Source organism: Marinobacter sp. G5_S1_61_S3 (genome assembly GCF_054968585.1).
In genome coordinates this window covers 1-23,393 of sequence record NZ_JBQKUK010000005.1, presented here as the reverse complement: position 1 = coordinate 23,393, position 23,393 = coordinate 1, and the positions used below count along the sequence as shown (strand labels likewise).

General features: G+C 58.5%; 19 protein-coding genes and 1 pseudogene. 9 read left to right on the top strand and 11 right to left on the bottom strand.

What is annotated here, in order from left to right:
• Positions 1-40 precede the first annotated feature (40 nt).
• Positions 41-1,399, bottom strand: a complete 1,359-nt coding sequence (locus tag ACTRWH_RS05765) for a DUF1329 domain-containing protein (protein WP_036204795.1) — start codon at positions 1,397-1,399, stop codon at positions 41-43.
• A 260-nt stretch (positions 1,400-1,659) separates the two neighbouring features.
• Between ACTRWH_RS05765 and ACTRWH_RS05760 the strand changes: the two genes are divergently transcribed.
• On the top strand, positions 1,660-2,136 hold the full coding sequence (locus ACTRWH_RS05760; protein ID WP_462826074.1) for a DUF6586 family protein: 477 nt from the start codon (positions 1,660-1,662) through the stop codon (positions 2,134-2,136).
• 51 nt (positions 2,137-2,187) lie between these two features.
• Positions 2,188-2,448 carry a hypothetical protein gene (locus ACTRWH_RS05755; RefSeq protein ID WP_007155189.1) on the top strand — a complete coding sequence of 87 codons (261 nt, stop codon included), beginning with the start codon at positions 2,188-2,190 and terminating at the stop codon, positions 2,446-2,448.
• 3 nt (positions 2,449-2,451) lie between these two features.
• On the opposite strand, the gene ACTRWH_RS05750 is transcribed toward ACTRWH_RS05755, so the two are convergent.
• Positions 2,452-2,862 (bottom strand): cell division inhibitor SulA, encoded by a 411-nt coding sequence (locus tag ACTRWH_RS05750; protein ID WP_371915653.1) that lies wholly within the window; start codon positions 2,860-2,862, stop codon positions 2,452-2,454.
• A 165-nt stretch (positions 2,863-3,027) separates the two neighbouring features.
• Positions 3,028-3,636 (bottom strand): transcriptional repressor LexA, encoded by a 609-nt coding sequence (gene lexA / locus ACTRWH_RS05745; protein WP_036204787.1) that lies wholly within the window; start codon positions 3,634-3,636, stop codon positions 3,028-3,030.
• A gap of 178 nt (positions 3,637-3,814) precedes the next feature.
• Here lexA and ACTRWH_RS05740 point away from each other — a divergent pair, with 178 nt between their 5' ends.
• Together ACTRWH_RS05740 and ACTRWH_RS05735 are read left to right on the top strand one after the other, a co-directional pair.
• Positions 3,815-4,810 (top strand): amidoligase family protein, encoded by a 996-nt coding sequence (locus ACTRWH_RS05740; protein WP_462826073.1) that lies wholly within the window; start codon positions 3,815-3,817, stop codon positions 4,808-4,810.
• Complete coding sequence (locus tag ACTRWH_RS05735) at positions 4,803-5,570, top strand: gamma-glutamyl-gamma-aminobutyrate hydrolase family protein (protein WP_151982559.1); 768 nt, start codon at positions 4,803-4,805, stop codon at positions 5,568-5,570. Before ACTRWH_RS05740 ends, ACTRWH_RS05735 begins: the two co-directional genes overlap by 8 nt.
• Here the strand turns inward: ACTRWH_RS05735 and ACTRWH_RS05730 are convergent.
• On the bottom strand, positions 5,555-5,785 hold the full coding sequence (locus ACTRWH_RS05730; RefSeq protein ID WP_151982562.1) for a hypothetical protein: 231 nt from the start codon (positions 5,783-5,785) through the stop codon (positions 5,555-5,557). The two genes, ACTRWH_RS05735 and ACTRWH_RS05730, sit on opposite strands and share 16 nt — an antisense overlap.
• Here ACTRWH_RS05730 and ACTRWH_RS05725 point away from each other — a divergent pair.
• Complete coding sequence (locus ACTRWH_RS05725; RefSeq protein WP_036204779.1) at positions 5,768-6,454, top strand: SIMPL domain-containing protein; 687 nt, start codon at positions 5,768-5,770, stop codon at positions 6,452-6,454. The two genes, ACTRWH_RS05730 and ACTRWH_RS05725, sit on opposite strands and share 18 nt — an antisense overlap.
• Before the next feature lie 9 nt (positions 6,455-6,463).
• On the opposite strand, the gene ACTRWH_RS05720 is transcribed toward ACTRWH_RS05725, so the two are convergent.
• Entirely contained in the window at positions 6,464-10,207 is a 3,744-nt protein-coding gene (locus ACTRWH_RS05720) for a translocation/assembly module TamB domain-containing protein (RefSeq protein ID WP_462826072.1), read from the bottom strand.
• Complete coding sequence (locus ACTRWH_RS05715; protein ID WP_197061290.1) at positions 10,204-11,910, bottom strand: autotransporter assembly complex protein TamA; 1,707 nt, start codon at positions 11,908-11,910, stop codon at positions 10,204-10,206. Before ACTRWH_RS05715 ends, ACTRWH_RS05720 begins: the two co-directional genes overlap by 4 nt.
• Positions 11,911-12,203: 293 nt before the next feature.
• Here ACTRWH_RS05715 and ACTRWH_RS05710 point away from each other — a divergent pair, with 293 nt between their 5' ends.
• The 4 genes from ACTRWH_RS05710 (at position 12,204) to ACTRWH_RS05695 (ending at position 17,483) form a co-directional block, all read left to right on the top strand.
• Positions 12,204-13,508, top strand: coding sequence for an acyl-CoA dehydrogenase family protein (locus ACTRWH_RS05710; RefSeq protein ID WP_462826071.1), 1,305 nt, complete (start codon positions 12,204-12,206; stop codon positions 13,506-13,508).
• Between the two features lie 22 nt (positions 13,509-13,530).
• On the top strand, positions 13,531-14,739 hold the full coding sequence (locus tag ACTRWH_RS05705; RefSeq protein ID WP_082040600.1) for an acyl-CoA dehydrogenase family protein: 1,209 nt from the start codon (positions 13,531-13,533) through the stop codon (positions 14,737-14,739).
• A 224-nt stretch (positions 14,740-14,963) separates the two neighbouring features.
• Positions 14,964-15,971 carry a hypothetical protein gene (locus tag ACTRWH_RS05700; RefSeq protein WP_350035687.1) on the top strand — a complete coding sequence of 336 codons (1,008 nt, stop codon included), beginning with the start codon at positions 14,964-14,966 and terminating at the stop codon, positions 15,969-15,971.
• Positions 15,972-16,001: 30 nt separating this feature from the next.
• On the top strand, positions 16,002-17,483 hold the full coding sequence (locus tag ACTRWH_RS05695) for an amidase (RefSeq protein ID WP_462826070.1): 1,482 nt from the start codon (positions 16,002-16,004) through the stop codon (positions 17,481-17,483).
• Here the strand turns inward: ACTRWH_RS05695 and nhaD are convergent.
• From nhaD to ACTRWH_RS05670, 5 genes and pseudogenes are all read right to left on the bottom strand, one after another.
• Positions 17,473-18,888, bottom strand: a pseudogene (nhaD, locus tag ACTRWH_RS05690) (sodium:proton antiporter NhaD). The gene ACTRWH_RS05695 and the pseudogene nhaD overlap by 11 nt on opposite strands.
• Positions 18,889-18,946: 58 nt before the next feature.
• Complete coding sequence (oadA, locus tag ACTRWH_RS05685; RefSeq protein ID WP_462826069.1) at positions 18,947-20,743, bottom strand: sodium-extruding oxaloacetate decarboxylase subunit alpha; 1,797 nt, start codon at positions 20,741-20,743, stop codon at positions 18,947-18,949.
• 20 nt (positions 20,744-20,763) lie between these two features.
• The gene (locus ACTRWH_RS05680; protein WP_036204758.1) at positions 20,764-22,185 is read right to left on the bottom strand and encodes an acetyl-CoA carboxylase biotin carboxylase subunit; all 1,422 of its coding nucleotides are present in this window, start codon (positions 22,183-22,185) and stop codon (positions 20,764-20,766) included.
• A 77-nt stretch (positions 22,186-22,262) separates the two neighbouring features.
• The gene (locus tag ACTRWH_RS05675) at positions 22,263-22,865 is read right to left on the bottom strand and encodes a CBS domain-containing protein (protein WP_151982570.1); all 603 of its coding nucleotides are present in this window, start codon (positions 22,863-22,865) and stop codon (positions 22,263-22,265) included.
• 82 nt (positions 22,866-22,947) lie between these two features.
• The gene (locus ACTRWH_RS05670) at positions 22,948-23,280 is read right to left on the bottom strand and encodes a hypothetical protein (protein ID WP_126812161.1); all 333 of its coding nucleotides are present in this window, start codon (positions 23,278-23,280) and stop codon (positions 22,948-22,950) included.
• Between the last annotated feature and the right edge of the window lie 113 nt (positions 23,281-23,393).

Here is a 23,393-nt window from a genome sequence, read left to right as displayed (position 1 = left end):
GTAGCGCCCCGTGCCTCAACCGGCCCGGGGCTGCCAGTCATCAGCGGCGGGCTGCTCTCCGGGCTGCCGAGGCAGAAAACTGATTACCACGGAAGCCTGGCTCGAAATCATAGGCGGGGAAGCCGTTATCCAGACCATCGATGTAATACCGCTGGGCGTTCAGATCGTAAGTCATCTCCATGGTAGTCCAGAATACCGGCTCACTGTAGTAGCTGATGTTGTGAGCTTCGGACACCCGCCAGAGTTCATCATTGCTGTCGTACTCCTCCGTGGCAAGAATCTGCCAGCTATCTTCGTCGACGTAGAACACCCTGCGGGAATAGATATGACTGATACCGGTCCGCAGTTTCGCTTCGACAACCCATACCCGATGTAGCTCGTATCGGGCCAACTCCTGGTTGATGTGCTGTGGCCGAATGACATCGTCCGGCTGGACATCCGCGTCGTGAAGCTTGTAGGCATTGTAGGGCACGAAGATCTCACGCTTGCCTTTCAGCTCCCAGTCGTACTGGTTAGGGGCGCCATTGTACATGTCTTTCTGATCAACCGAGCGGAGGGATGAAGAGTTCGGCAGATCGGTTTCATAGGCCAGGTTCGGTGACCGGCGCAGCCGCCTTGAGCCGGCATCGTATCGCCACGCGAGCCGGGGTGAGCGAATCTGATCCAGGGTTTCATGAACCAGAGTGATGGTGCCCGCGAGACTGGATGGCGCGATGGTGTCGGTTTTCAGGTAAAAAATCTTGTTATCGATATCGGCGAGGTTCGCGCCGCGGCGGCTGTAGGCAAAGTAATAGTCGTACTGGTTAACAACCTGGTTGTAGGAACCGTTCACCTGGGGCGTCGCTGAAGCGCTACGGAACGACAGTTCCTCTCCGCGATAACGCAGGATGTGGTTCCAGATCACCTCCAGGCCATTCTTTGGAATCGGGAAGGGGCTGGTCATGATGGTGTCACGCACACCGTTTCCGTTCGCCAGAAGTTCCGCGCTGCGGGCATTCTCCCGGGACTTTTCGTACACATCTTCCGGGAAGGCCGCGGTACGACGGGTCTGGTACACCGGCATCACAAATTCCGGGCCATACTGCTCAAGCATACGGATGTGTCCGTCGGTCAGCTTGTCGCGATATAGATCCACATTCGCGCCGGTAATAACAAACAGAGGCTCATCCTCGGGAAACGGGTTGGTTTCCACCTGCCCCGGTTTCCAACTAGCGGGCGGCTTGGTTAGCCCACCTGTCCACGCCGGAATGCTGCCAGAGGCATTGCCCTGCCGCTCAGCTCCAACTGGAGTCAGCTCGCTAGCCAGCCGCTGAGCTTCGGATTCACTGACCTTTGCCAACGCAACGCCTGACAACCCAAACAATGCCACTGTAAAACCCGTGACCCATTGGTTCCGCATTCCCTTCTACCTCCAAGGTAACCGATCAACCCATGTATCATTCGCGGTTTGGCATGCCTACGCCGGAAACAACAACAGGCGATCAAATGTTATTCAATCGGGGCGCCTTTTTGCCAAATTCAAACGACCGTTTCAAGTGAATCTTTGTAGTTTCTTGTCAAAACCACCAAACCAACGGTGGGAGGAGAAATTCACAATGAAAAATGTTATAGTTGGCGATTAATTCATCGCACAGCAGTGAACCGCTCTCAGGTACTACCATGGCTTCGCAGTGGCATTCATTGGTTTCCCAGAAAATATTCCTGGCTCGCAACCTGTTGGGGCAGCTGGAGCACAGCGACAGCGTTCCAACGCAAGAAGCGCTGCTGCAAGGCAGCATAGAGCTAGGGCTGAGGGCTCGAAAACTGACGCTGGTAATGATCGCCAGGGTGTATCAGCACAAACATAGCCAGCCTGATGACCTTGAGGCACTGGATGAGCTGATCGGAACCCACAGCCCGGAAATGACAGAACTGGAGCAGCTGGCCAGTGACGGGCGGAGTTGGTGGAGTCATCTCGAGCAGCTTGAGCGTCATCAGGGCAATCCCCCGGTGACCCGAAAAACGGTCAGCAATGAAAACGTGATTGCGGTTGCAGTTGACACCGGCCCGGATCGCTCAAAGCAGGCTCTGGAAACCACTCTGGGCGCGATGAAACACTTTATCGATATCCTCGAGGATCGGCACAGCGAATGGTAATGAACCACGGCGTTGCCGAACCCAACAGGAATGAACTGAAAGGCTAACTTAATGTCACCATCGTTTTTCGAGATTGTACAACTGAGCAACGGAGACTATGCGCTTCGCCGCATCGACGACGACAGTGCACCACTGGTCCAGATATCATTTTCGACGGAAGCCAGGGAGATGATGGAAGACCGGGATATGAACGTGGCCAAGGCCATGATTGCAGCCGGTATTGAGGCCGTCGGTAACGTTGCCCATGATATCGACTGGGAAGACGAAGAGCCGGACACTCAGGACATCCGGCCCTCCTACACACTTCATTGACGATCAGCGCTGGCGCAGCACCACACCATGACTGTTACCCCGAGCCGAAGCCTGCTCCAGTGACGCGAGCGCTTCGCGCCCGAGCTTGTGGGTCCACATGACCACAGCGTGACAGGTGCCTGCGCTCAGTGCTCGCTCGGCAAGCTCCCCGGCTGGGTAGTCAGGAGTAGACCTCAACACCAACAGTTCGCCTGCAACGATGCCACGCATGGTCTGCCACTTACTGACAAGGCTTTGGGGCGGATCAATCCAGGCTAACCAACGCTTCTCCTGATTCAACTGCGTAAGCATCGGTAGCAATAGCTGGAAGTTCTCAACCTGCCCTTCGGGCAAAATGATTTCGGTCACATTACCTGCCGGTTTGGCTGGGCGACTCCTGACAGCAGGCGCCCTGACGGTATCATGGTCGCTCATACCGGCAACCTCTGAACCGACAAACCTGCCGCCTCTGTGAGCATAAGCCAGATTCTGATTAAAGCTGAGTTGTTCCATGATAAGCCTCACCTGCCGTTAAGCCGCGCCCGCGGTGTTCAACACTCAACGAAACACAGCCGGATATGTCCGGACACCCTGGGGGTGTCAGTGAAGGTCCGAGCGCCGTATGACCCCGACGCCGAGCCCCTCAATGAAGAGTTCCTGTTCTGTCAGATCCACTTCTATGGGTTCGAATTCCTCGTTCTCGGCGATCAAGTACACTTTCGAGCCTTCCTTACGGAACCGTTTGACCGTGACTTCCTCACCTACCCTCGCCACAACCACTTGTCCGTTGTGCACATCGTGGGTGCGGTGCACCGCCAACAGGTCGCCGTCAAGGATGCCAATGTCCTTCATGCTCATGCCGCGTACCCTGAGCAAATAATCCGCCGAGGGCGAGAAAAATTCAGGCTGCAGGGTGCAATGGTCTTCGATATGCTCCTGGGCCAGTATGGGGCTACCGGCCGCCACCTGACCGATCACTGGCAAACCAAGATCAGCCTCTACATCGGGAAGACGTATTCCCCGGCTGGCTCCCGGCACCATCTCGATGGCGCCTTTTCGGGCCAGTGCCCGCAGATGTTCTTCTGCGGCATTGGCAGAACGAAACCCAAGTTCCGCCGCGATTTCTGCACGGGTCGGCGGATACCCAGTCTCGTCAAGGTAGCGACGAATAATATCCAGTACCTGTGTCTGCCTAGCTGTCAGCTTCATTTAGGTTGCCCCGGTTCGCCCTGTTTTTATATACAGTGATTTGACTATATACAGTGTTTTATCCAGTGTAAACCCTGTAAACGCAATTTTTCCTTGAGCCGCACTGGGTGGCCCGTCCACCACGCCCTGACGTATGACTGTGTTAAGGTAATCGCAACCAAGATAGGGAGTCGCCTGAATGAGCAACAGATGTAGGTTACCGGACATCCTCAAGACGGATGATGGCAAGGAACGCAGAGTTGGCGTTGAAATTGAGTTGTCCGGCCTCGGTTACGAAGATCTCGTCTCGCTGTCCGCAAAACTGCTGGGAGGTACCGGAAAGTCTGTTGCGCGCTATGTGTCCGAGGTTGAAACGGAACTCGGTGACTTTACCATCGAACTGGATTCGGACCCGATAAAGGACCTTGATCTGGCCGACGAGCGTCTTCCCGAGTCCGTCAGGGAACTTGGCGGCCAGGCCATGAGCGTGATCGACGCAGCCGCCGAGAAAATCGTGCCCCTGGAGATCGTCAGCCCTCCGCTGGCTTTCAGTAACCTGGAACGCATAGAGACACTTTGCGATGAGCTGCGAAGAGCAGGCGCACTCGGCAGCCGGGAGGCGCTCTACTATGCCTTTGGTTTGCAATTGAACCCGGAGCTACCGGACCTCAGAGCCACAACGCTGGTGCGCTACCTGCGGGCCTTCGCTGCGCTCTACGAGTGGCTGAAGGCACGCCACCAGATCGATTTCAGCCGTAAGCTGACCAGCTACATTGAGCCCTGGAGCAGCACCTACATTGACCTTCTGATTTCAGAGGATTATGCGCCGGACATGGAGCAATTAATGCGGGACTACCTGCATTACAATCCAACCCGCAACAAGGCCCTGGACCTGCTCCCGCTGTTCGCACACCTGAACAGCGATTTGCTCGCAGAATATGTGGAGGATGAGCGCATCAAAAGCCGGCCAACGCTGCATTACCGGCTACCCGACTGCGACATTGATAACCCTGACTGGCATTTTTCCACGGTTTGGAATGACTGGATTGTGCTGGAACAACTGGTGGCCAACGCTGATGACTTATCGAAACTGGTTACGGAGTTTCGCAACAGTCGCAAACTGAGCCTCCATAACCTGACCCACAGCTGGTTAGACACGTCTGACCAGTGGCTTCGGTCCGGGAACTATGTCTGAAAGCCCGGTAGATAAGCCTGAACATCCGGGCCTTACGATTGGCATCAGCGGCCCGGCACGCCGCAGCCTCGCCCACCGGCTGATCACCTTCGCGCTGCGCCTCCACGGTGCGCGAACCCATTTTATCCGCCCGGGTTCGAAGGTGGACGTCTCGTTGCTCGACGGCCTTGTGCTCTCCGGTGGTACCCACGTGCACCCTTCGCGGTACGGCCAGACTCCCCAGGTCACCGCCCGGTATGACGTGCGCCGCGACGAAACCGATGTTCGTCTGCTGTCCCGTGCTGAAGAATTGAACATCCCGGTACTGGGTATCTGCCGCGGCGCCCAGTTTATCAATATTTTTCGCGGCGGATCTTTGTGCCAGAACGTGACACCTCTGCGGGTGAACACCCGCCACCGGCCGTTACTGTTACCGCTACAGACTGTTCGGGTCGTCAGTGACAGCCGCCTGGGAGAGGTGATGCGCAGCCCGGTGATTGGCGCGAACCGCATCCACAGCCAGAGCATCAAAAAACTGGGCACACATCTCCGCGTTGTTGCCGTGGACAACGACTCGTTTGTGCAAGCGATAGAAAATACACGTGGGCAATGGCTAATGGGCATCCAGTGGCACCCGGAGTACCTGCTTTATCATGGCGGCCACCGGCGGATTTTCAGCCATTTCGTGCAGGCTGCGGAAGACAGGAAGCTGATTCGGCTGGATGAACCCGTCGAAGCCGCCGGAGAAGATGATGAGAATACCGCTCAAATTGGCAGATAACGCTGCAACACGGCCTTAATTTCACGAATTTCCCGAGCGTCGTCGGGCAGAGCCGTCAAATAACGGGCCGCCCACTCTTTCAGTTGCTCGCGGGTGGTCACATAATGGGGGTCGCTCCCGGTCAGCCTGAACAGGATATCACGCTCCCGGGGCGTCAACCTGACCTGATTCTCGTGCAATAACATGGAGATCCAACTATGTTCCACAACGTCCATCGATACCTGCTGGCCTCCACGGCCCTGATTCTGTTTCCCCTGGGCGCATCAGCAGCAGAAGTCAGCCTGAGCGGTCAGGCCTCAGTCAAGTATACGCCAGACAGCGCACGGCTGCAGTTCACCGCCCGCGCCGAGCACAAGCTTCCCGAGACGGCCACTGAGGAAGTCAACGAGCAGATGGAGAAGTGGCGGGAGAGCATCGAGGACTTCCGCGACCGGCTCAAATCCTACAGCGACGCCTCGTTGAACCTTTACAGCCGTTCGATTCCATCACCAGAGCGTCACGAGGAGCCCCGACGAGTGGCCGTGGCTTCACAAACGGTCAGCTTCACCATCGATGACCTCTCTCTGCTCAACCCGATTCTTGCACAGGCGCAATCACTGGGTATGGACTACAACGTCGGTCCCCATCAGTTTTTTCATTCCGATGAAGTCGGTTTGCGCAAACAGGCCCTGGCGGGCGCCATTGCAGATGCGAAATCACGCTGCGAATTTGTTGCCCGGGAACTGGACAAACAGTGCGGAGAGGTGATGACCATTAACGTCGATGGTGGCCATCAACCCCCGATGCCAATGATGGCGGAAATGCGAGGCGCCTCGGACGCTGTCTCAGCGGTCGGTTCCCGTGAACTGGAGGCCCGGGTTAGCGCGACTTTTGAACTGGAGTAAATCACCCGCTCAGAAGTCCCGCGTATAGAATATATCCAGGGAGGCTGCCAGGCCACTGGCAGCCTCCAGATAGAAGTAACGTCCGATATCGTAACGTAGCGCCACCGTGGTGATGGGCTGGAAGATGCCGACACCGTAGCGGATGCTGAGTTCATCCGTCAGGTAACCACTGGCCACTACTGCCGATTCATCCCCTGAGCCTTCCGCCTCCAGCGTCAGATTGCGTATTCCGAATTCCTCGCCAATACCCTGGGTTACCTTGTTAGCCTGAGTCAGCCCCAGCGATATGGCTGCCCTGCTCATTTGCCCCTCATCACCACGACTTTGCGGTGCCCGGCCGAGGATCACATACGAGAGCGCATCGGTCTGAGGCATTTCCGGTTCAGAAAACACTTCGGTCCGGGGCGAGCTCACCGGGCCGCTGAGGCGGATGCCGGCCACCACGTTGTCCACACGCCGCACTGCCTCGATGTCCAGGTACGGTTCTGACAGTGGCCCCACAAACACCAGCCTGGCCCGGCGCAGGTCGAGCTCCTGACCGTAGGCCTCATACCGGCCTTCAACAAGCTGCAGGGCACCTCGGGTATCCAGGTTGTTGCCGATACGCAGTGTCCCCTCAAGGTTACCGGTGACACCGAAACCACTAAAGCTGACCTCGTCCTCACCGACCACGACAGTGACGTCCATATTGAGAGTGCGGAGCCCGCCTTCCTTCTCCTCAGCACCGACGATAACCTCGTCCTCGGATACGGACACGGCCTGGGCGGGCAGCTCGCGAATTTCGATCGTGCCCCGGGGTACGTTCAGGTTACCGGAAACCGACAGATCGCCGCCTTCGTAGGCGATAGTGATATCCGGCACCAGCTCCACTTGGGCGTACGGCTCGTAATTGAAGGGCAAACGGTCACCGGTCAGCCGCACTTCCACCGACGGTTCCGCCTCCCAGGCCAACGACCCTTCTATGTTGCCGCTTCCGCGTTCATTGCTGCGCCAACGTCCGGACAAATCCGCGCTATATCCTTTCAACTCCAGGCTGACCACCAGATCCTCAAGCGGAATCGGTAACCGTGGATCGGCAATGTGACCGCCAGAGAGCGCAAGCTCGCCGTTTACAGCTGGCTTCATTAGCGGCCCAGACAGTGTCCCCTCGCCATTGAGCTCTCCCTCAACAACCTCCAGCCCGGCAAATATGCCAACCATGGCGATATCCAGGCCTTCGATGCTGAATTGCCCATCGACTTCACGGGCATCACTATCCGGGTCGACCGACATGCCGACAGAGAGATTACCAATATCGGGCCCCTGCAACTGCAGGTCCAGCTCCGCCACATTCGGCTTCAAACTCAGGCGGGTGGTGAAGGTGTTGTAGCTCAGGCTCTCCCATTCGTCCCTCACCTGCACTTCAAACTTACCGGAACCGGCATCGATGGATACTTCACCATCCGGCCCATCTTCCGTCATGACCACTTGCAGGTCAGCATTCAGCGTTGCGTCCCAACGCAGGGTGTCCGGCAACAGCGGGGAGAGTGCCGTGGTCGGGAAATTTTCAATGCGATAGGCGATATCTTGAGTCGGGAGCAGAGTCTGGTCCTCGGCACAGACAGACGCCTGTTGCCACTGCCAGCAGTGCTGTCCCAACGTGAGCTTGCCCGCTTCGGTATACTCGAGGGCCGCGGACTCTGACAGGGTCCATTGCTGGCCTTGGGCAGGCACACTGATTTGCCCCTGCTCAAGCGCACCCACCCAGGCATTCCAGCTTTCCGAGGCGTCTCCGGCCAGCAACAGCGACAACTCAGCCTCTTTGTGGCGGGCGTTTAGCCTGAGTTGGTGATCATCCCGAGTTCCCGTCAGTGCCAGCGACAAGTCTTCCAGTAGCTGTTCGCCATACCGAACTTCCTTTCCCCGAAGATCCGCCTGGATGTTGAACCCTTCGCGTAGCGTGGCCGTCAGGTCCAGGCTGGACAGACTCAATTGATCCTGCCATGCCAGGTCGCTGCCAGTGAGTGTTACCTTGCCACGGGGTTGGTCCACGGTGCCGGAAACCGATGCCGTACCGTTGACCGAACCTGCCAGCCCCGGCAGGAAGGTTTCCGGCGCAGGCAGGTTCAGTTCCAGGTTGCCGTTAATCTGTTGCCCCCATCGGCCCTGGCCGGTCACCCGGTTGTCCCCTACCTCAAGCTCCAGGTTCGACAATGTCCAGTTACCGGCATCACTGTCCAGCGCACCTCGTATCAGCGCCTCATTGGCCTGCCAACTCCCGGAAAGGTCCCATTTTGCCTGCAGCGTAGGCGTTCCTTCCTCCTGCAGACGTCCGCTGGTATCCACGTCGCCGCTCAAGCTCGCTTCCAGGGCGGGGAGCCAGAAACCGGGGTTAAAACTGTCCAGCGTCAGGCTTGCATCCCAGGACAACTGATCAGCGAACGCCACGTCCGCACGGCCGCCGAGAAAACCCGCGCCGGTATTGACGCGCAGGTTCGTCAACGCAACAGACTCCAGGTCACCCTCAAGATCTCCCGCCATATCGGCGTCGCCCATGGGGCCGCTGACACTGGCGTCAATGCTCGCCTGATAGGCTCCCCCCTGGTATTGAACGTCGCCGTTGAATTGGCGCAATGTGACCGGCGGCTGCTCAAAATCCGGAATCAGGCTGTACCAGGGAAAAGCGTCGAGACTGACCTTGGCGTCTGCCTGAAGCGCCTGCTCCCAGCTCACGTTGCCGGTGACGAGGAGGCGGCCCGTCTCAGCCTCATTATTCCCGGGGCCGGTCAACACGAGCTCCAATCCATCGAGACCCTCTGTAGTCACCAACCCCTTCAATGACAAGGGTATATCGCCTGTCGATCCGGGCAGCACGGTGCGGGAGTCCGAGCGGAAACCGTTCTCAAGGCTGCCTTTCAAGGCAACCACGGTGTCTGTCAGCACCAGGGTTTTCGGTAACCCCTCCGCCGGGACGAACCGGCTGGAACGAACGGTCAGTTCCGCCGGCAGGGCGCTGTCCAGCGGCGCCACCCGGCCAGCCAGCGTGGCGGCAAGATAACCGCTGCTCTGGCCCTGAACTCTCAGGTCAGCAGCACTCCCGGTCAGATTGAGTGCCAATTGCCAATCAGCGCCATATGGGGGCGGGAGCATCAGCCCAACCTCCAGATCCAGCGGCCAGTCGCCCCGGGTCTGGAGCCTGCCGGAGGCATCAATGCTGATATCGTCCCGAACAAAGGCGAGGTTCTGCAGATGCCAGTCCGAACCGGAACCCTGAGCCTTGAGCTGGAGCCGGTCCCAGACCTTGGCATCGTTGAGCGTAAAGGGACCAAGGTTCACGTCCCGGACCACCAGCCCCAACGGAAGGTCGACACTGGGTAGACTGATATCACCGCTGTCTTCTTTGGGCTCGCCGGATGGCTGCAGAGTCAGATCAATGCTGTCCGCCAGGAGTCGCTCCAGACAGAGCTGTTTGTTGAACAGGCAGGTGGGCGACCAGTCAACAACTGGCGACTCTACCTTTAGCCCAACACCGTAGCCTTGCCATGTCAGGGAGGCTGCCTGCCACTGCCCCAGCAACGAACCCTGCCCCTGCTCAACCTCGAGGCCGGGAACCTGATCAATCACCCAGGCTGTACCGGTTTCCGAACGCAGCGCCAGCACCAACACCCCAAGCAGTAACAGCGGTAGCAGGACAATAACGGCCAGCGCTATCAACAACCCGTTTCTCAGGCGTTTTGACCGTTTTGGTGTTGGAGTTTTCGCTTCGTCGCTCATAACTCCGGCCCCATGGAAAAGTGAACGCGCCACTCACCGCCAAACTCGGGATCCAGGCCCTTGGCGACGTCCAGGCGCAGCGGCCCGACCGGGCTGATCCAGCGAATGCCCACGCCGGCACCCGTCGCCAGAGGGTCCGACAGGTCATCCATGGCGTTGCCTTCGTCAACAAACGCCGCGACCCGCCAGTTTTCGGTAAACTCGTACTGATACTCGACACTGCCTACCATCAGGTAACGGCCACCAATGGCCACATCCTCGCTGTTCCGGGGTGACAGCGTCTCATAGCCATACCCCCGCACCGTCTGGTCGCCACCGGCAAAGAACCGCAATGACGGCGGCACATCCGAGAAGCGATTGGTGGCCACGCCACCAAACTGGAACCGGGACAGAAAACGGTGGTTGTCCGCCAGGGTGTAGAGGCCTTTTACCAGAACATTGGCATGGAGAATATCCACATCGGAGATGACGGCACGGTGAGAGCCGGTCACATCGAACTGGATACGATATCCCCGGGATGGATCCAACGGCGAGTCCGCCTGCAGTTTCGAATACCCAAGCCCCGGCAGCAACAGACTGCTCTGCTCGGGGTCATCATCGCCGATGCGAAAACGCTCACCTTCCCAGCGGATCGAGGCAACCTGCAACCAGCCGTTATCGAGCTGGTGTTTCCACTGCTGGCCAAGGGTAAGCAGCTCAGACTCGACGTCCTCAATATCCTCCCGCTGATAGCCGGCGGAAAGGCGAATGGAATCGGTCATGGGAGGATCAAGGGGCAACTCGTACCAGGCGCCCACGTTTTGACGCGGCGCCGAAAGTTCCGTCTGCGCGCCACGGCGATGGCCCATGGGGTTGATCCAGTGCTCCCGCCAGTTACCGCTGAAACGCGGTCCCACATCCGTGGAGAAACCGACACCGGCAGCAACCGAGCGCGGAGGACGAGTGGTCAGGTCCACCGACACGGGTATCACTCCGTCCTCGGCTTTACCAGGCGATGCGTCAATGTCCACACCGGAAAAATAACCACTGTTGGAGAGGTCGCCGCTTAGCCTCGCAACCTTGTCGGCGTGATAGATCTCACCGGGCTCAAAACGTACGAATTGCTCAAGCAACTGCTCCTCGAAGCCATGCCCTTCCTTGAAGCTCACTTCGCCCAGGCGATATCGCACGCCACTGCGAAAGACCAGGGAAATATCCGCAGTGTGCTGTTCCGGGTTGACTTCCAGCCGGCGGGTGGTGAACTCACCATCAAAATACCCCAGCCGGGTGGCTCGGTTCTGGATGGTCTGCCGCAACGTGCTGTACTGGCCGTGATTCAGCACATCCCCCTCTGATGGCTTTTCCGGTAGGGTTCCCACGAAATCGGGATCCCGACTGGCCGGGCCTTCGATGGACACCTGCCGGGAACGGACGCGAATGGGTTCGCCGGGCTGCACGGTCAATACCAGGCGAGCAGGTGTTTCGTCATCGCCGGGCTGTTCGACCACTTCCCACTGAATCATCGGGCTGTAGTAGCCCAGCGCACGGAGCGCCTCTTCCACTTGTGCTTCGGCGGTGCTGGCGTATCGTCTAAGGCTTCCGGCACTGCGGCCCTCAACCTCACCCAGAAAAGCTTCCGCATTGTCCTGAAGCTGCGGATAGTCCCCCTCCACGTTGACCTCCACCTGCTGCGCCCAGGTCAATCCTGGCGTTGCCAGCATCATCAGCCAGACGATCCCGACAGGGCGTAGAAACAGAGGTCTAATGTGGGAACACATCAAGCAGCATTACTTCAGTGAAAGTGGGTGAAAAGGCGCGTTGACAGTATGAGTGTACCGGGTAGCGGTCCGTTTAATCCATGGCAATTGACCATCTTGCCTGTCTGTAATGCGCTCTATGCCAATGGCGAGGATGCCCGATGCCCCCATGATCGCGTAACACCCACTGCATCGGATCGCCGGACAACCGGAAACGGGCGGCGCCAGCCAGGAGAGAACGTATGGCCAGGAGAGAACGTATGACACGCACCCCCGTCGGCCTCGCCCTGTCGATGATGAATCGGCTTGCGGCCAACCCCATGCTGGACCGGCTGGGACTGCGTCAGTCTTTGGAAAGAACTGCCTATCACGGCACCCGTGCCGGATTTCGCACCCTTGCCTACGCTGGCCGGGAGTTCAAGCGCGTGAACAACTGGCTGCCCCGCAAGCAATTGCCGAATCGTATACCCGGGGATCTGTTCGACCTCTCCCTGACCGATGACCAACAGATGATCACCGACATGCTCCGCAGGCTGGCAGAGGATCGGATCAGACCGGCGGCCTCAGACGCGGATGAAGCCGGGGAAATATCTGAAACCGTCACAGCGGCCACATCCGAGCTTGGTCTTGGCCTGTACGCAGTACCGGAAGCCTTTGGCGGCGTGGCGGAACATCAGTCTCCCGTGACCAGTGTGCTGATTGCCGAACAACTGGCCTGGGGCGACATGGGCATCGCAACCGCACTCCTGTCGCCGTTCAGTGTCGCCCAGGCCATCACCCGCTGGGGCACCGGGGAACAGCAGAGCCGATACCTGCCAGCGTTCTGCGACGACGCGCCACCCATAGCCACCATTGCCATTGACGAGCCCATGCCCCTGTTTGACCCGAACAGGCTGCAGACCACCGCCAGCGAAACCGCAACCGGCTACACCCTCAACGGCCTGAAAAGCAGCGTGGTCCTCGGCGCCAGGGCAGACCTGCTATTGATTGCCGCGGAACTGCATGGCCGACCGCGGCTGTTCATCGTGGAAGCCGGCGTGACAGGCCTCCAGACCAAGCCCGACCCGGGCATGGGGCTGAGAGCCTCCGCGCCTGTCCAGTTGCGGCTCGACAACGTTGAACTGTCTCCTGACGCCCTGCTGGGCGACGACGATTTCAACTACGAGGCGTTTCTGGACTGCGGCTCGTTGCTCCGCTGCGGACTTGCCATCGGCACATCACAGGCCGTTCTCGACTATGTTATCCCCTACTGCAACGAACGGGAGGCGTTCGGAGAACCCATCAGCCACCGCCAGTCCGTGGCGTTCATGATCAGCAACCTCGCCATAGAAACCGACAGCATGCGCATGCTCACCTGGCGCGCCGCCAGCCGACTGGAGCAAGGCTTATCAACGCACCGTGAAACATCCCTGGCCCGGTTACTGTGCAACGAAAAAGCCATGGAGATCGGCACCAACGGCGTTCAACTGCTGGGCGGGCACGGCTTCGTCAAGGAACATCCGGTCGAGCGCTGGTATCGCGACCTTCGCTCCATCTCCACCCTGAGCGGCGGCCTTCACGCCTGATCAAAACGTAAGGACACCTCTGATGAATCTCGAGATACCGAAGAAATTTTCGCCTCTGATCAATCAGGCACAACAAGTGGCCCGGGAGGTGTTTCGCCCAATATCCCGCAAATACGATCGGGCGGAACACGAATACCCCAAAGAACTCGACCTGTTTGCCTCCATCATGGACGGCATGAACGACGGCGCGGCCGACGGTGGCACCGGCGCCGGAAAACTGGCCCGTTCCGAAAGCAACGGCGGGGGTGGTAATCGTAACGGCACCAACATGAAAACCGTTCTGGGGCTGACCGAACTGTGCTGGGGCGACGTCGGCCTGGCCCTGTCCATCCCCCGACAGGGCCTCGGCAACTCAGCCATTGCCGCCGTTGCCAACGAAGAACAACTCGCCCGCCTGGGCAACACCTGGGCCGCCATGGCCATCACCGAACCCAGCGCCGGCTCCGACTCCGCCGCCATCCGCACCACCGCTACCGAAGACGGCGACGGATACATCCTAAACGGCGAAAAAATCTACGTCACCGCCGGAGAACGTGCCGACGCCGTCGTGGTCTGGGCCACCCTTGATCGCAATAAAGGCCGCGCCGCCATCAAATCCTTCGTGGTGGAAAAAGGTACCGCCGGCATGACCGTCGAACGCCTGGAGAAAAAACTTGGCATCCGCGCTTCCGACACCGCCGCCATCCGCTTCGACAACTGCCGCATTCCCAAAGAAAACCTCCTGGGCGACCCCGACGTCAGCGTCGAAAAAGGCTTCGCCGGTGCCATGCAAACCTTCGACAACACCCGCCCCGTCGTCGCCGGCATGGCCATAGGCGTCGCCAGCGCCGCCCTGCAGAAAACCCGCGAACTCATCGCATTAACCGGCACCGACCTGGAATACCACCACCAGACCTGGACCCAACCCGCCGTCACTCGCGAACTGCAACTGATGGAAGCCGAACTCGAAGCGGCCCGGCTCCTAACCCTCCGCGCCGCCTGGATGGCCGACAACGGCCTGCCCAACTCCAAGGAAGCCTCCATCGCCAAAGCCAAAGCTGGCCGCGTGGGCAACATGGTCACCCTGCGCTGCGTCGAACTCTGCGGCAGCCTTGGCTATGGCGAAACTGAACTACTGGAAAAATGGGCCAGGGACTCAAAGATTCTCGACATCTTTGAAGGCACCCAACAGATCCAGCTACTGATCATCGCCAGGAGACTGCTCGGTAAGTCGTCGGCAGAGCTGAAATAAGCTAACCTGTACGAAAGCGTCGAAAAATCAGGCAGGTGCAACCCGTTTTTCTCAACAGGAGGGCGGGCATCTCAGAGCCTGATCGCAGCGGATGTATCGCTTCTCCCCAGACCGTGCATTGCCAAGGATGGCAATGCCGAGCCCCCATGGATGGGTTAACGGCGTGTCTGGGGAGAAGCGATACATCCGCTGCAGACTCCAAACTCGAAGTCCTGGATTGATGAATGCTGAAGATAAACCGAGAAAACCTGAAAACCAGCCACCAACTCATCTGGTTCATCATAGACTTCCTGATGCTAGGCCTGCTTATCATCAACCTGGCCTTCATCATCTTCGACTCCATCTACAACCTCACCGGCGTCCAGAACCTGCTCGCTGAACACGCACCGCTTGTCAAAGAGCTCTACCACCCCATCCACGAAAACTTCCTGTTCTACGACCTCATCTTCGTCAGCATCTTCCTGACCGAGTTCGTCGTGCGCTGGGGCTACGCCATCAAGGCCAAAGTCTACGACCGCTGGTACTTCTACCCGTTCATCCACTGGTACGACATCATCGGCTGCATCCCCGTTGGCAGCTTCCGCTTCCTGCGGATACTGCGGGTTATCTCCATCATCTACCGGCTGCACCAGTACAAAGTGATCGACGTCACCCAGACCCGAGCCTTCCAGTTCTTCAACTTCTACTACGAAGCCTTCATGGAAGAGCTCTCCGACCGCATCGTCATCAAAGTGCTCACCGGTGCTCAAGACGAGATTCGCAAGGGCTCACCCTTGTTCGAGCGCATTCAGAACGACATCCTCTACCCAAGGCGGGAAATGCTATCCGACTGGGTATCACAACGGGTTGCGGAAGCAGCCCGGGAAGGGTACATCCCCAATCGCGGCGCCCTGCGAAGCTACCTGGAAACCCGCGTCGACAACGCCCTCAAACAGAACCTGGAGTTGTCGAGGCTGAAGTACCTGCCTGTCGTCGGCCCAACCATCCAGGAAACCCTGGAAGAAGCCGTGGGGGACATCGTCGCCAACGTGATTCACCAGATTCTGGAAGACCTTGCTTCCGCATCCAACCACGCGTTCATCGAAGACATCGTCAACGTATTCCTGCCATCGCCCGATAACGAAGACGAGAACGACGAACACAACGAAGCCCTGATCAACCTGATTGTCGAAGTGCTGGATGCCGTCAAAAGCCAGGTCAGGGTCAAACACTGGCGTAGCGAACTGACCTGAGCTGAACCTGCCAACAACATCGAGGTTTTCATGGAACCACTGCACTACCGTTCTGCCGCCGAATTGATTAGCGACCTTAAAAACGGGGAGCTAACCAGTGTGGACGTCACTCAGGCCTTCCTGAACAGAATTCGCCAGTGCAATGACACCATCAATGCCGTGGTGACGCTCGATGAAGAGAAAGCCCTGGAAAAAGCCCGGCAAGCCGATGAGGTACGGGCACAAGGTGAGACGCTGGGCGCTTTGCATGGGCTGCCACTCACCCTGAAAGACACCTGGGAGGTTGCCGGCATGGCCTGTACCGCCGGTGCACCCGCGCTGAAAGACTACATCCCGACAAAACACGCCGACGTGGTCCAGCGCCTGGAAGACGCCGGTGCGATCATCCTGGGGAAGACCAACGTCCCCATTTACGCCACCGACCTCCAAAGTTACAACAAGCTCTTCGGTGTCACCAACAACCCCCACAATCTGGCCCATACCCCCGGCGGCTCATCCGGGGGCGCTGCCGCAGCGCTTGCGGCAGGCATGACACCGTTGGAAGTGGGCAGTGATCTCGCGGGCTCCATCCGCACACCGGCGCATTTCTGCGGCGTTTTCGGGCACAAGCCTTCCCGTGCCCTGGTCTCCTTCCGTGGACACATTCCAGGGCCTCCGGGCACAGAGTCACGGCCAGACCTGGCCGAAGGCGGGCCATTGGCGCGCTCGGCAAAGGATCTGGAGCTGCTGCTGAACGTGATTGCCGGCCCCGCAGAACGGGAACGCAACAGCTGGCAACTGGCCATGGCGCCGGCCACCATCCATTCGCTGGAACAGGCTCGCGTTGGCCTTTGGCTAAAAGACCCGCTGTGCCCCATCGACGATGAATTACTGAACGGCTACCAACAGCTCGGGCGGGTACTGGAAAGCAATGGAGCACTGGTTGCCGAAGCCCGGCATCAACTGCTCAACCTGGAACACATCCTGCCTGCCTATTTCAACTTACTGGGCAGCCTTCTCAGCACGTCCATGAAACCGGCCCAACGCCGGCAAATGATGTGGATCTCCCGGCTTGAACGCTGGCTACACCTGTTTGGCCCTGTCACGGCCTTCATCGGAGAATACGGCCGCGGCGTGAACCAGCCGGTACACCAGTGGATGGCCTGGAGCGAAATGCGGGAGAAGATGAGGGCCGAAATCACTACCCTGTTCGACGAATTCGATGTGCTATTAACGCCGATCACCCCAACCACGGCCATTCGCCACGATCACAGCAATCCGGTGTTCAAGCGGCAGATCACCGTTGCAGGTCAGCCCAGGGCGTACATGGACCAGTTCTGCTGGATTGCCCTGGCAACCTTGCTCGGGCTGCCCGCTACCTCCGTACCTATTGGAAGAACAGCGGATGGGTTGCCGTTCAATGTGCAGGTCATCGGTGCGCCGGGGATGGACCTGACGACGATCCGGTTCGCAGAGCTGCTGGAAGCCAGCGGACTTGCCGGCTTCCAGCAGCCGCCGGACCTCAGCCATTGACCAGGAAATGCACCCAGATACTGGCCCCGTAACCCAGCGCAATCGCCGGTGTCCATTTCAGGTGACTGAGGAACGTGTACTGCCCCCTGGCCTGTCCCATCAGTGCGACGCCCGCAGCAGAGCCTATGGACAAGAGGCTGCCACCAACGCCAGCAGTCAGGGTGACCAGCAGCCATTGATAATCCGGCATGGCCGGGTTCATGGTCAGCACCGCAAACATCACCGGAATGTTGTCGACCAGCGCAGAGATCACTCCGATCATGACATTAGCAACGGTGGGCCCCAGATCGCCGTACAGCGTGGCCGATATCATGCCGAGATAACCAATGAAGCCCAGGCCGCCGACCGCCATGATCACCCCGTAGAAGAAGAACAGAGTGTCCCACTCCGACCGGGCAATATGGGAAAAGACGTCAAAAGCACGACGCCCCTGGGTGCGGTCACCCGAGCTATCTCCCGGTGGGGACTCAAAGCCCTCGTTCCAGTGATATTCCTCATGGCGTTTGAGATAAAACCCAAAAATCTTCAGGTAACCGAGCCCCGTCATCATGCCGAACACCGGTGGAATGTGCAGGAACTGATGAAAACTGATGGCGGTGGCGATGGTCAGCAGGAACAGAGCGCAGATGACGAGTCCGCCCGGGCGAATAACGTTCCCGAATGACTCGGGTGATGACGGCTGGCCCTTCGGCAAAGCCAGATGCATCAACGCCGCCGGCACCAGGAAGTTGACGATGGAAGGCAGCAACAGCTGGAAGAAGTCCTGGAACGGGAGTATGCCTTTCTGCCAGACCATCAGTGTGGTGATGTCGCCGAACGGGCTGAACGCCCCGCCCGCGTTGGCGCCCACCACAATATTGATACAGGACAGGGACACAAATTTGGCGCTGTCGCGACCTACGGCCATCACCACGGCACACATGATCAGTGCCGTGGTCAGGTTGTCCGCGACCGGTGACAGTCAGAACGCCAGGGTACCGGTGATCCAGAACAGGCGCCGGTAACCAAAGCCCTTGCCAAGCAGCCATATCCGCAACTGGTCGAAGACACCCCGTTCCAGCATGGCGTTGATGTAGGTCATCGCCACCAGGAGGAAGAAGAACAGCTCCGCGTACTCCAGGAAGTTGTGCCGTATGGCCTCCTCGACTTCGCCATTGGCGCCTACGGCGCGGTATGCCAGGGCCACGAGTATCCAGATCAACCCTGCCGCGATCAGCATCGGCTTGGATTTGGCCAGGTGAATCCGTTCTTCCAGAATGACCAACAGATACGCGACTACGAAAATCGCGATGGCGATGTAGCCCACAGGGTGGGAAATAAGATCCACGGCCCGGTCGGCATTTGCCCACACCGGTCCGGGCGCCAGCGATAACACGGCCGCTAACGACAGCAAGATCGACTTCATTCGAGGGGGTGCTCCCAACTGCGATGGAGTGCCCGGGATGATCGTCCCGGGGGTTTGGTTATTCGATTTCGATCAGGCTCTCACCAGGCGCTACCCGGTCGCCTTTCGAGATATTCACCGCCTTGACGATACCAGACTTGGTGGCTTTAACCTCAGTTTCCATTTTCATGGCTTCGATGATCAGCACCGCGTCGCCGGCAGATACCTCGTCACCCTCGCTCACCAGCACATCAACGATGTTGCCCGGCATGGTGGTGGTCACCTGGCCTTCTCCGGTGGCTCTGGCACGACCACCCTTGCGGGTATTTTCAGAAGCTTCGCCCTGGGATTCCAACTGAATTTCCTCGGGCACGCCGTCCACTGTCATGTAGAACCGGCGCTCGGTCTCGCTCACCGGATTGGCACCGGTCACATGAATATCGTAACTTTCACCGTGCACCGTGATCCGGAATTCAGTGGACACACTGCCGCCGGTCTTACCGTTGGCGATGGGCTCCAGGGCTTCCGGCTGCAGGGTGCCGTCACGGCGTTGCTCCAGGTACGTGCGGGCCTGGTCCGGGAACATGGCGTAGGTCAGTACGTCTTCCTCGCTCTCGGCGAGATCACCCAGCTCCTTGCGCAGTTCGGAAAACTCCCTGGGAATCAGGTTGGCCGGGCGCTCTTCAATCAACTCTTCCTTGCCCACAGCACGTCGTTGCAGCTGTACGTCCACCTCTGCAGGCGCCTTGCCATACCAGCCCTGCATGTATTTCTTCACCTCATTGGTGATGGTGTCGTAACGCTTGCCGCCCAGCACATTGATCACTGCCTGGGTGCCGACGATCTGTGAAGTGGGCGTCACCAGCGGAGGGTATCCCAGGTCTTTACGCACCCGGGGGATTTCCTCGAACACATCCTGAATCCGGTCGAGGGCGCCCTGCTCTTTTAGCTGATTCGCCAGGTTGGACATCATGCCACCGGGCACCTGGGACAGGAGTACGGAAGTATCCACCCCATTGTAGTCACTCTCGAACTGATGGTATTTCTTGCGAACTTCGCGGAAATGGCGGGTGGCCTTGTCCAGCAACTCGAGGTTGAGGCCGGTTTCACAGCCAGCATCATGCAACGCAGCCACCAACGATTCGGTCGGCGGATGGCTGGTCCCGCCCGCAAACGCCGACAGCGCGGTATCGATATGATCCACACCGGCCTCCAATGCCGCCCACTGGCACATGGGCGCCATGCCCGACGTGGCATGGGAGTGCAGGAATACCGGCAGTTTGAGGTTCTTCTTCAGGCCGCTGACCAGCTCGGCGGTCACCGCTGGCGTCAGCAGGCCCGCCATATCCTTGATAGCGATACTGTCAGCACCCATGTCTGCCATGGTCTCGGCCTGAGCCAGGAAGGTTTTCACGTCGTGCACCGGGCTGACCGTGTAGCACAGCGTACCCTGGGCATGCTTGCCGGCCTTCTTCACGGCTTTAATGCTGGTCTCCAGATTGCGCACGTCATTCAGCGCATCAAAAATACGGAACACATCGATGCCGTTTTCCGCGGCCTTTTCAACAAACGCCTCCACCACATCGTCGCCGTAGTGGCGGTACCCGAGCAGATTCTGACCGCGCAACAGCATTTGCAGACGGGTGTTGGGCAGAGCCTTACGCAGGGTACGCAGGCGCTCCCATGGGTCTTCCTTAAGGAATCGCACACAGGCATCAAACGTGGCGCCGCCCCAGCATTCCAGTGACCAGTAGCCGGCCTGATCCAGCCACTCACAGGCCGGCAGCATGTCCTCGGTGCGCATACGCGTGGCGATCAGGGACTGATGGGCATCCCGCAGGATGACGTCGGTGATGTGAATTTTTCTCTTACTCATGGTGCTCTCCAATATTCGTGTTACAGGCCAGCCTGGGCTGCGATGGCGGCAGCAACGGCCGTGGCAATGGACTCCGGTCGGGATTTGTCGCTGTACTCCAACAACTGCGGATTGCGCTCCACGAAACCGGTATTAAACGTGCCGGCCTGGAAATCCGGGTGGTTCAGGATCTGCTGGTAGTAAGGAATCGTGGTGTGTACCCCGTAGATAGCCATGTCGCTGAGCGCTCTGCGGGAACGGGCCACCAGTTCCGGCCATTCCCGCGCCCAGACAATCAGCTTGGCGCACATGGAATCGTAGTAAGGGGGAATCTCGTAGCCGGTGTACATGGCGGCATCTGTGCGCACACCCGGGCCGCCGGCGGAATAATAGCGACTGATGCGACCAAAGCTGGGCAGAAACCCGTTTTTCGGGTCTTCCGCGTTAATGCGAAATTGAGCGGCGAAACCGCGATAACTGATGTCGGCCTGGGAAAACTCCAGCGGCTCGCCCGCCGCGATTCGGATCTGCGATTTGATGATGTCGATGCCGGTGATTTCCTCGGTGATCGTGTGCTCCACCTGCACCCGCGTGTTCATCTCCATAAAATAGAAGCTGTCGTCGTGGTCGAGCAGGAACTCTACCGTGCCAGCATTCACGTAACCGCATTGGCGGGTAACCTGGATGGCCAGGTTACCAATAGTTTCTCGCTGCTCCTCACTTAACTGTGGCGATGGTGCCACTTCGATCAGCTTCTGGTTACGGCGCTGGATGGAGCAGTCTCGCTCATACAGGTGCACCACATTGCCGTGATGATCCGCTAATACCTGCACTTCAATATGACGAGGCTCAATGATGCACTTCTCCAGGAAAACCTCGGCACTGCCAAAGGCCTTGGTGGCCTCGGAAATCACTCGCTCGTAGTTCTGCCGCAACTCTTTCTCATTATCGCAACGACGAATGCCCCGGCCACCACCACCGGACGTGGCTTTGAGCATAACCGGGTAGCCAACGTCCTCCGCCTGGCGTACGGCATCTTCGACGTCATCCAGGTTGCCTTCCGAACCCGGTGTAACGGGGACACCTGCGGCAATGGCGGTCTTGCGGGCCTGGGTCTTGTCGCCCATGGCACTGATCGCCTCGGATGACGGGCCGACAAACGTTACCCCCCGCTGCTGGCAGATGGCTGCTAACTCGGCATTCTCGGAAAGAAAGCCGTAACCCGGATGCAGAGCATCACAGCCAGTTTCGACCGCCAGGTTCACGAGATGATGGGGATTCAGGTAACCGCTGAGCGGGTCCTTACTGATCTGATAGGACTCATCCGCTTTCTTGACATGCAAGGAGTACTGGTCCGCCTCTGAATAAACAGCGACAGAGCGAATGCCCAACTCCTTGCAGGCCCGCGCAATGCGAACGGCAATTTCGCCGCGATTGGCGATGAGCACTTTTTTAATGGCCATGGAAGCTTCCTTCAAGTAATAGTCATTAACGGAAGAAAGCTGCAACCCGCAACGGCAGGCTGCAGCGTTGCGTTCTTCTACCCGGGGTTTTTCCGCACCGCATGAACGATATCGGAAAAAGATCCCGGGCCGGGATCAGGGGTCACTCGAATACCAAGGCGCCGGCTAAGCTCGTCAGCGGACAGCAGCCCGCAAATGACCTGCTCCTCTGCCCCAACGGCGACAGTGTCCATTACCAAAAGATAGTCCGAATGAAGCCCCTTGAAAATGGTGATTAATTCATCAATTTTCAGGTCCTGAAGCTTACCGAGCTCTATCGTTGGCAAGCGCCATACCGGCCGCATGATGTCCCGCGCAACAATGTCGGCGATGGTACTTCCACGCTGGTTGGCGAGACTCATGGGCCAGGAACCGATCAGATCCTTCAGGGTCAATATTCCGACCACCTCATCATTTCGATTGATAACCACACAAAAGGTTTCTCCGGAAACATCCAGTGTCTTCTTGACCTCCTGGATCTCTCGCGATGACCGGACGATCACCGGGGCTTGCCTGGTGAAGTCCTTCAACAGTTCCGACGCGGCGGCGTCATTGGTGAGGGTGTCCTCGTCTTCCGGTGAAACAAGCCGGTATCTGGCTCCGGCAGACAGGGACGCTTGAACGCTTGATTGATTGCCCATGGCAATTCTCCTGGCTAAAGACCATTTCTCCAGGCGCGAGGCACCCACGCAGGGGCAGCAGCGCCTGAATCAGTTCGAATGTCTATAGCTGGGAGGGAGGTGCCTGTGACTGGCCTGGGTAACTGAGAATTCTTCTGGGGGGGCCGTCAAAGGCCAATTGGTGAAGGGCGCGGGACGTCAACGCCGACGGTGGATAAACGAATGTGGGCGACAGCGACGACACATCGCCGGGTGACGAGGCCCCTTCTGAGGATTCGGAACTGCCTTGCCAATCGCTCAGCGCGACAGTGGTGGCAACAGGATCATCCAGGGTGGGGAGCGCAACGGTAACCGATGTCCAGACAACAAATATCAGTGCCAGCAACGCAACGAGGTTGCCAGACAGGCTGAATGTGTGTTCGGAGCGACGGGGCATCATTTCACCGTGTTAGTAGTTGCCTAACTAATGCAAAGGCGACGGCTAATGATAACCTCAGGGGATGGTGGCAATGCAAGCTTTCGTGGCCGATACGGGAAAAGCGTGTCCTG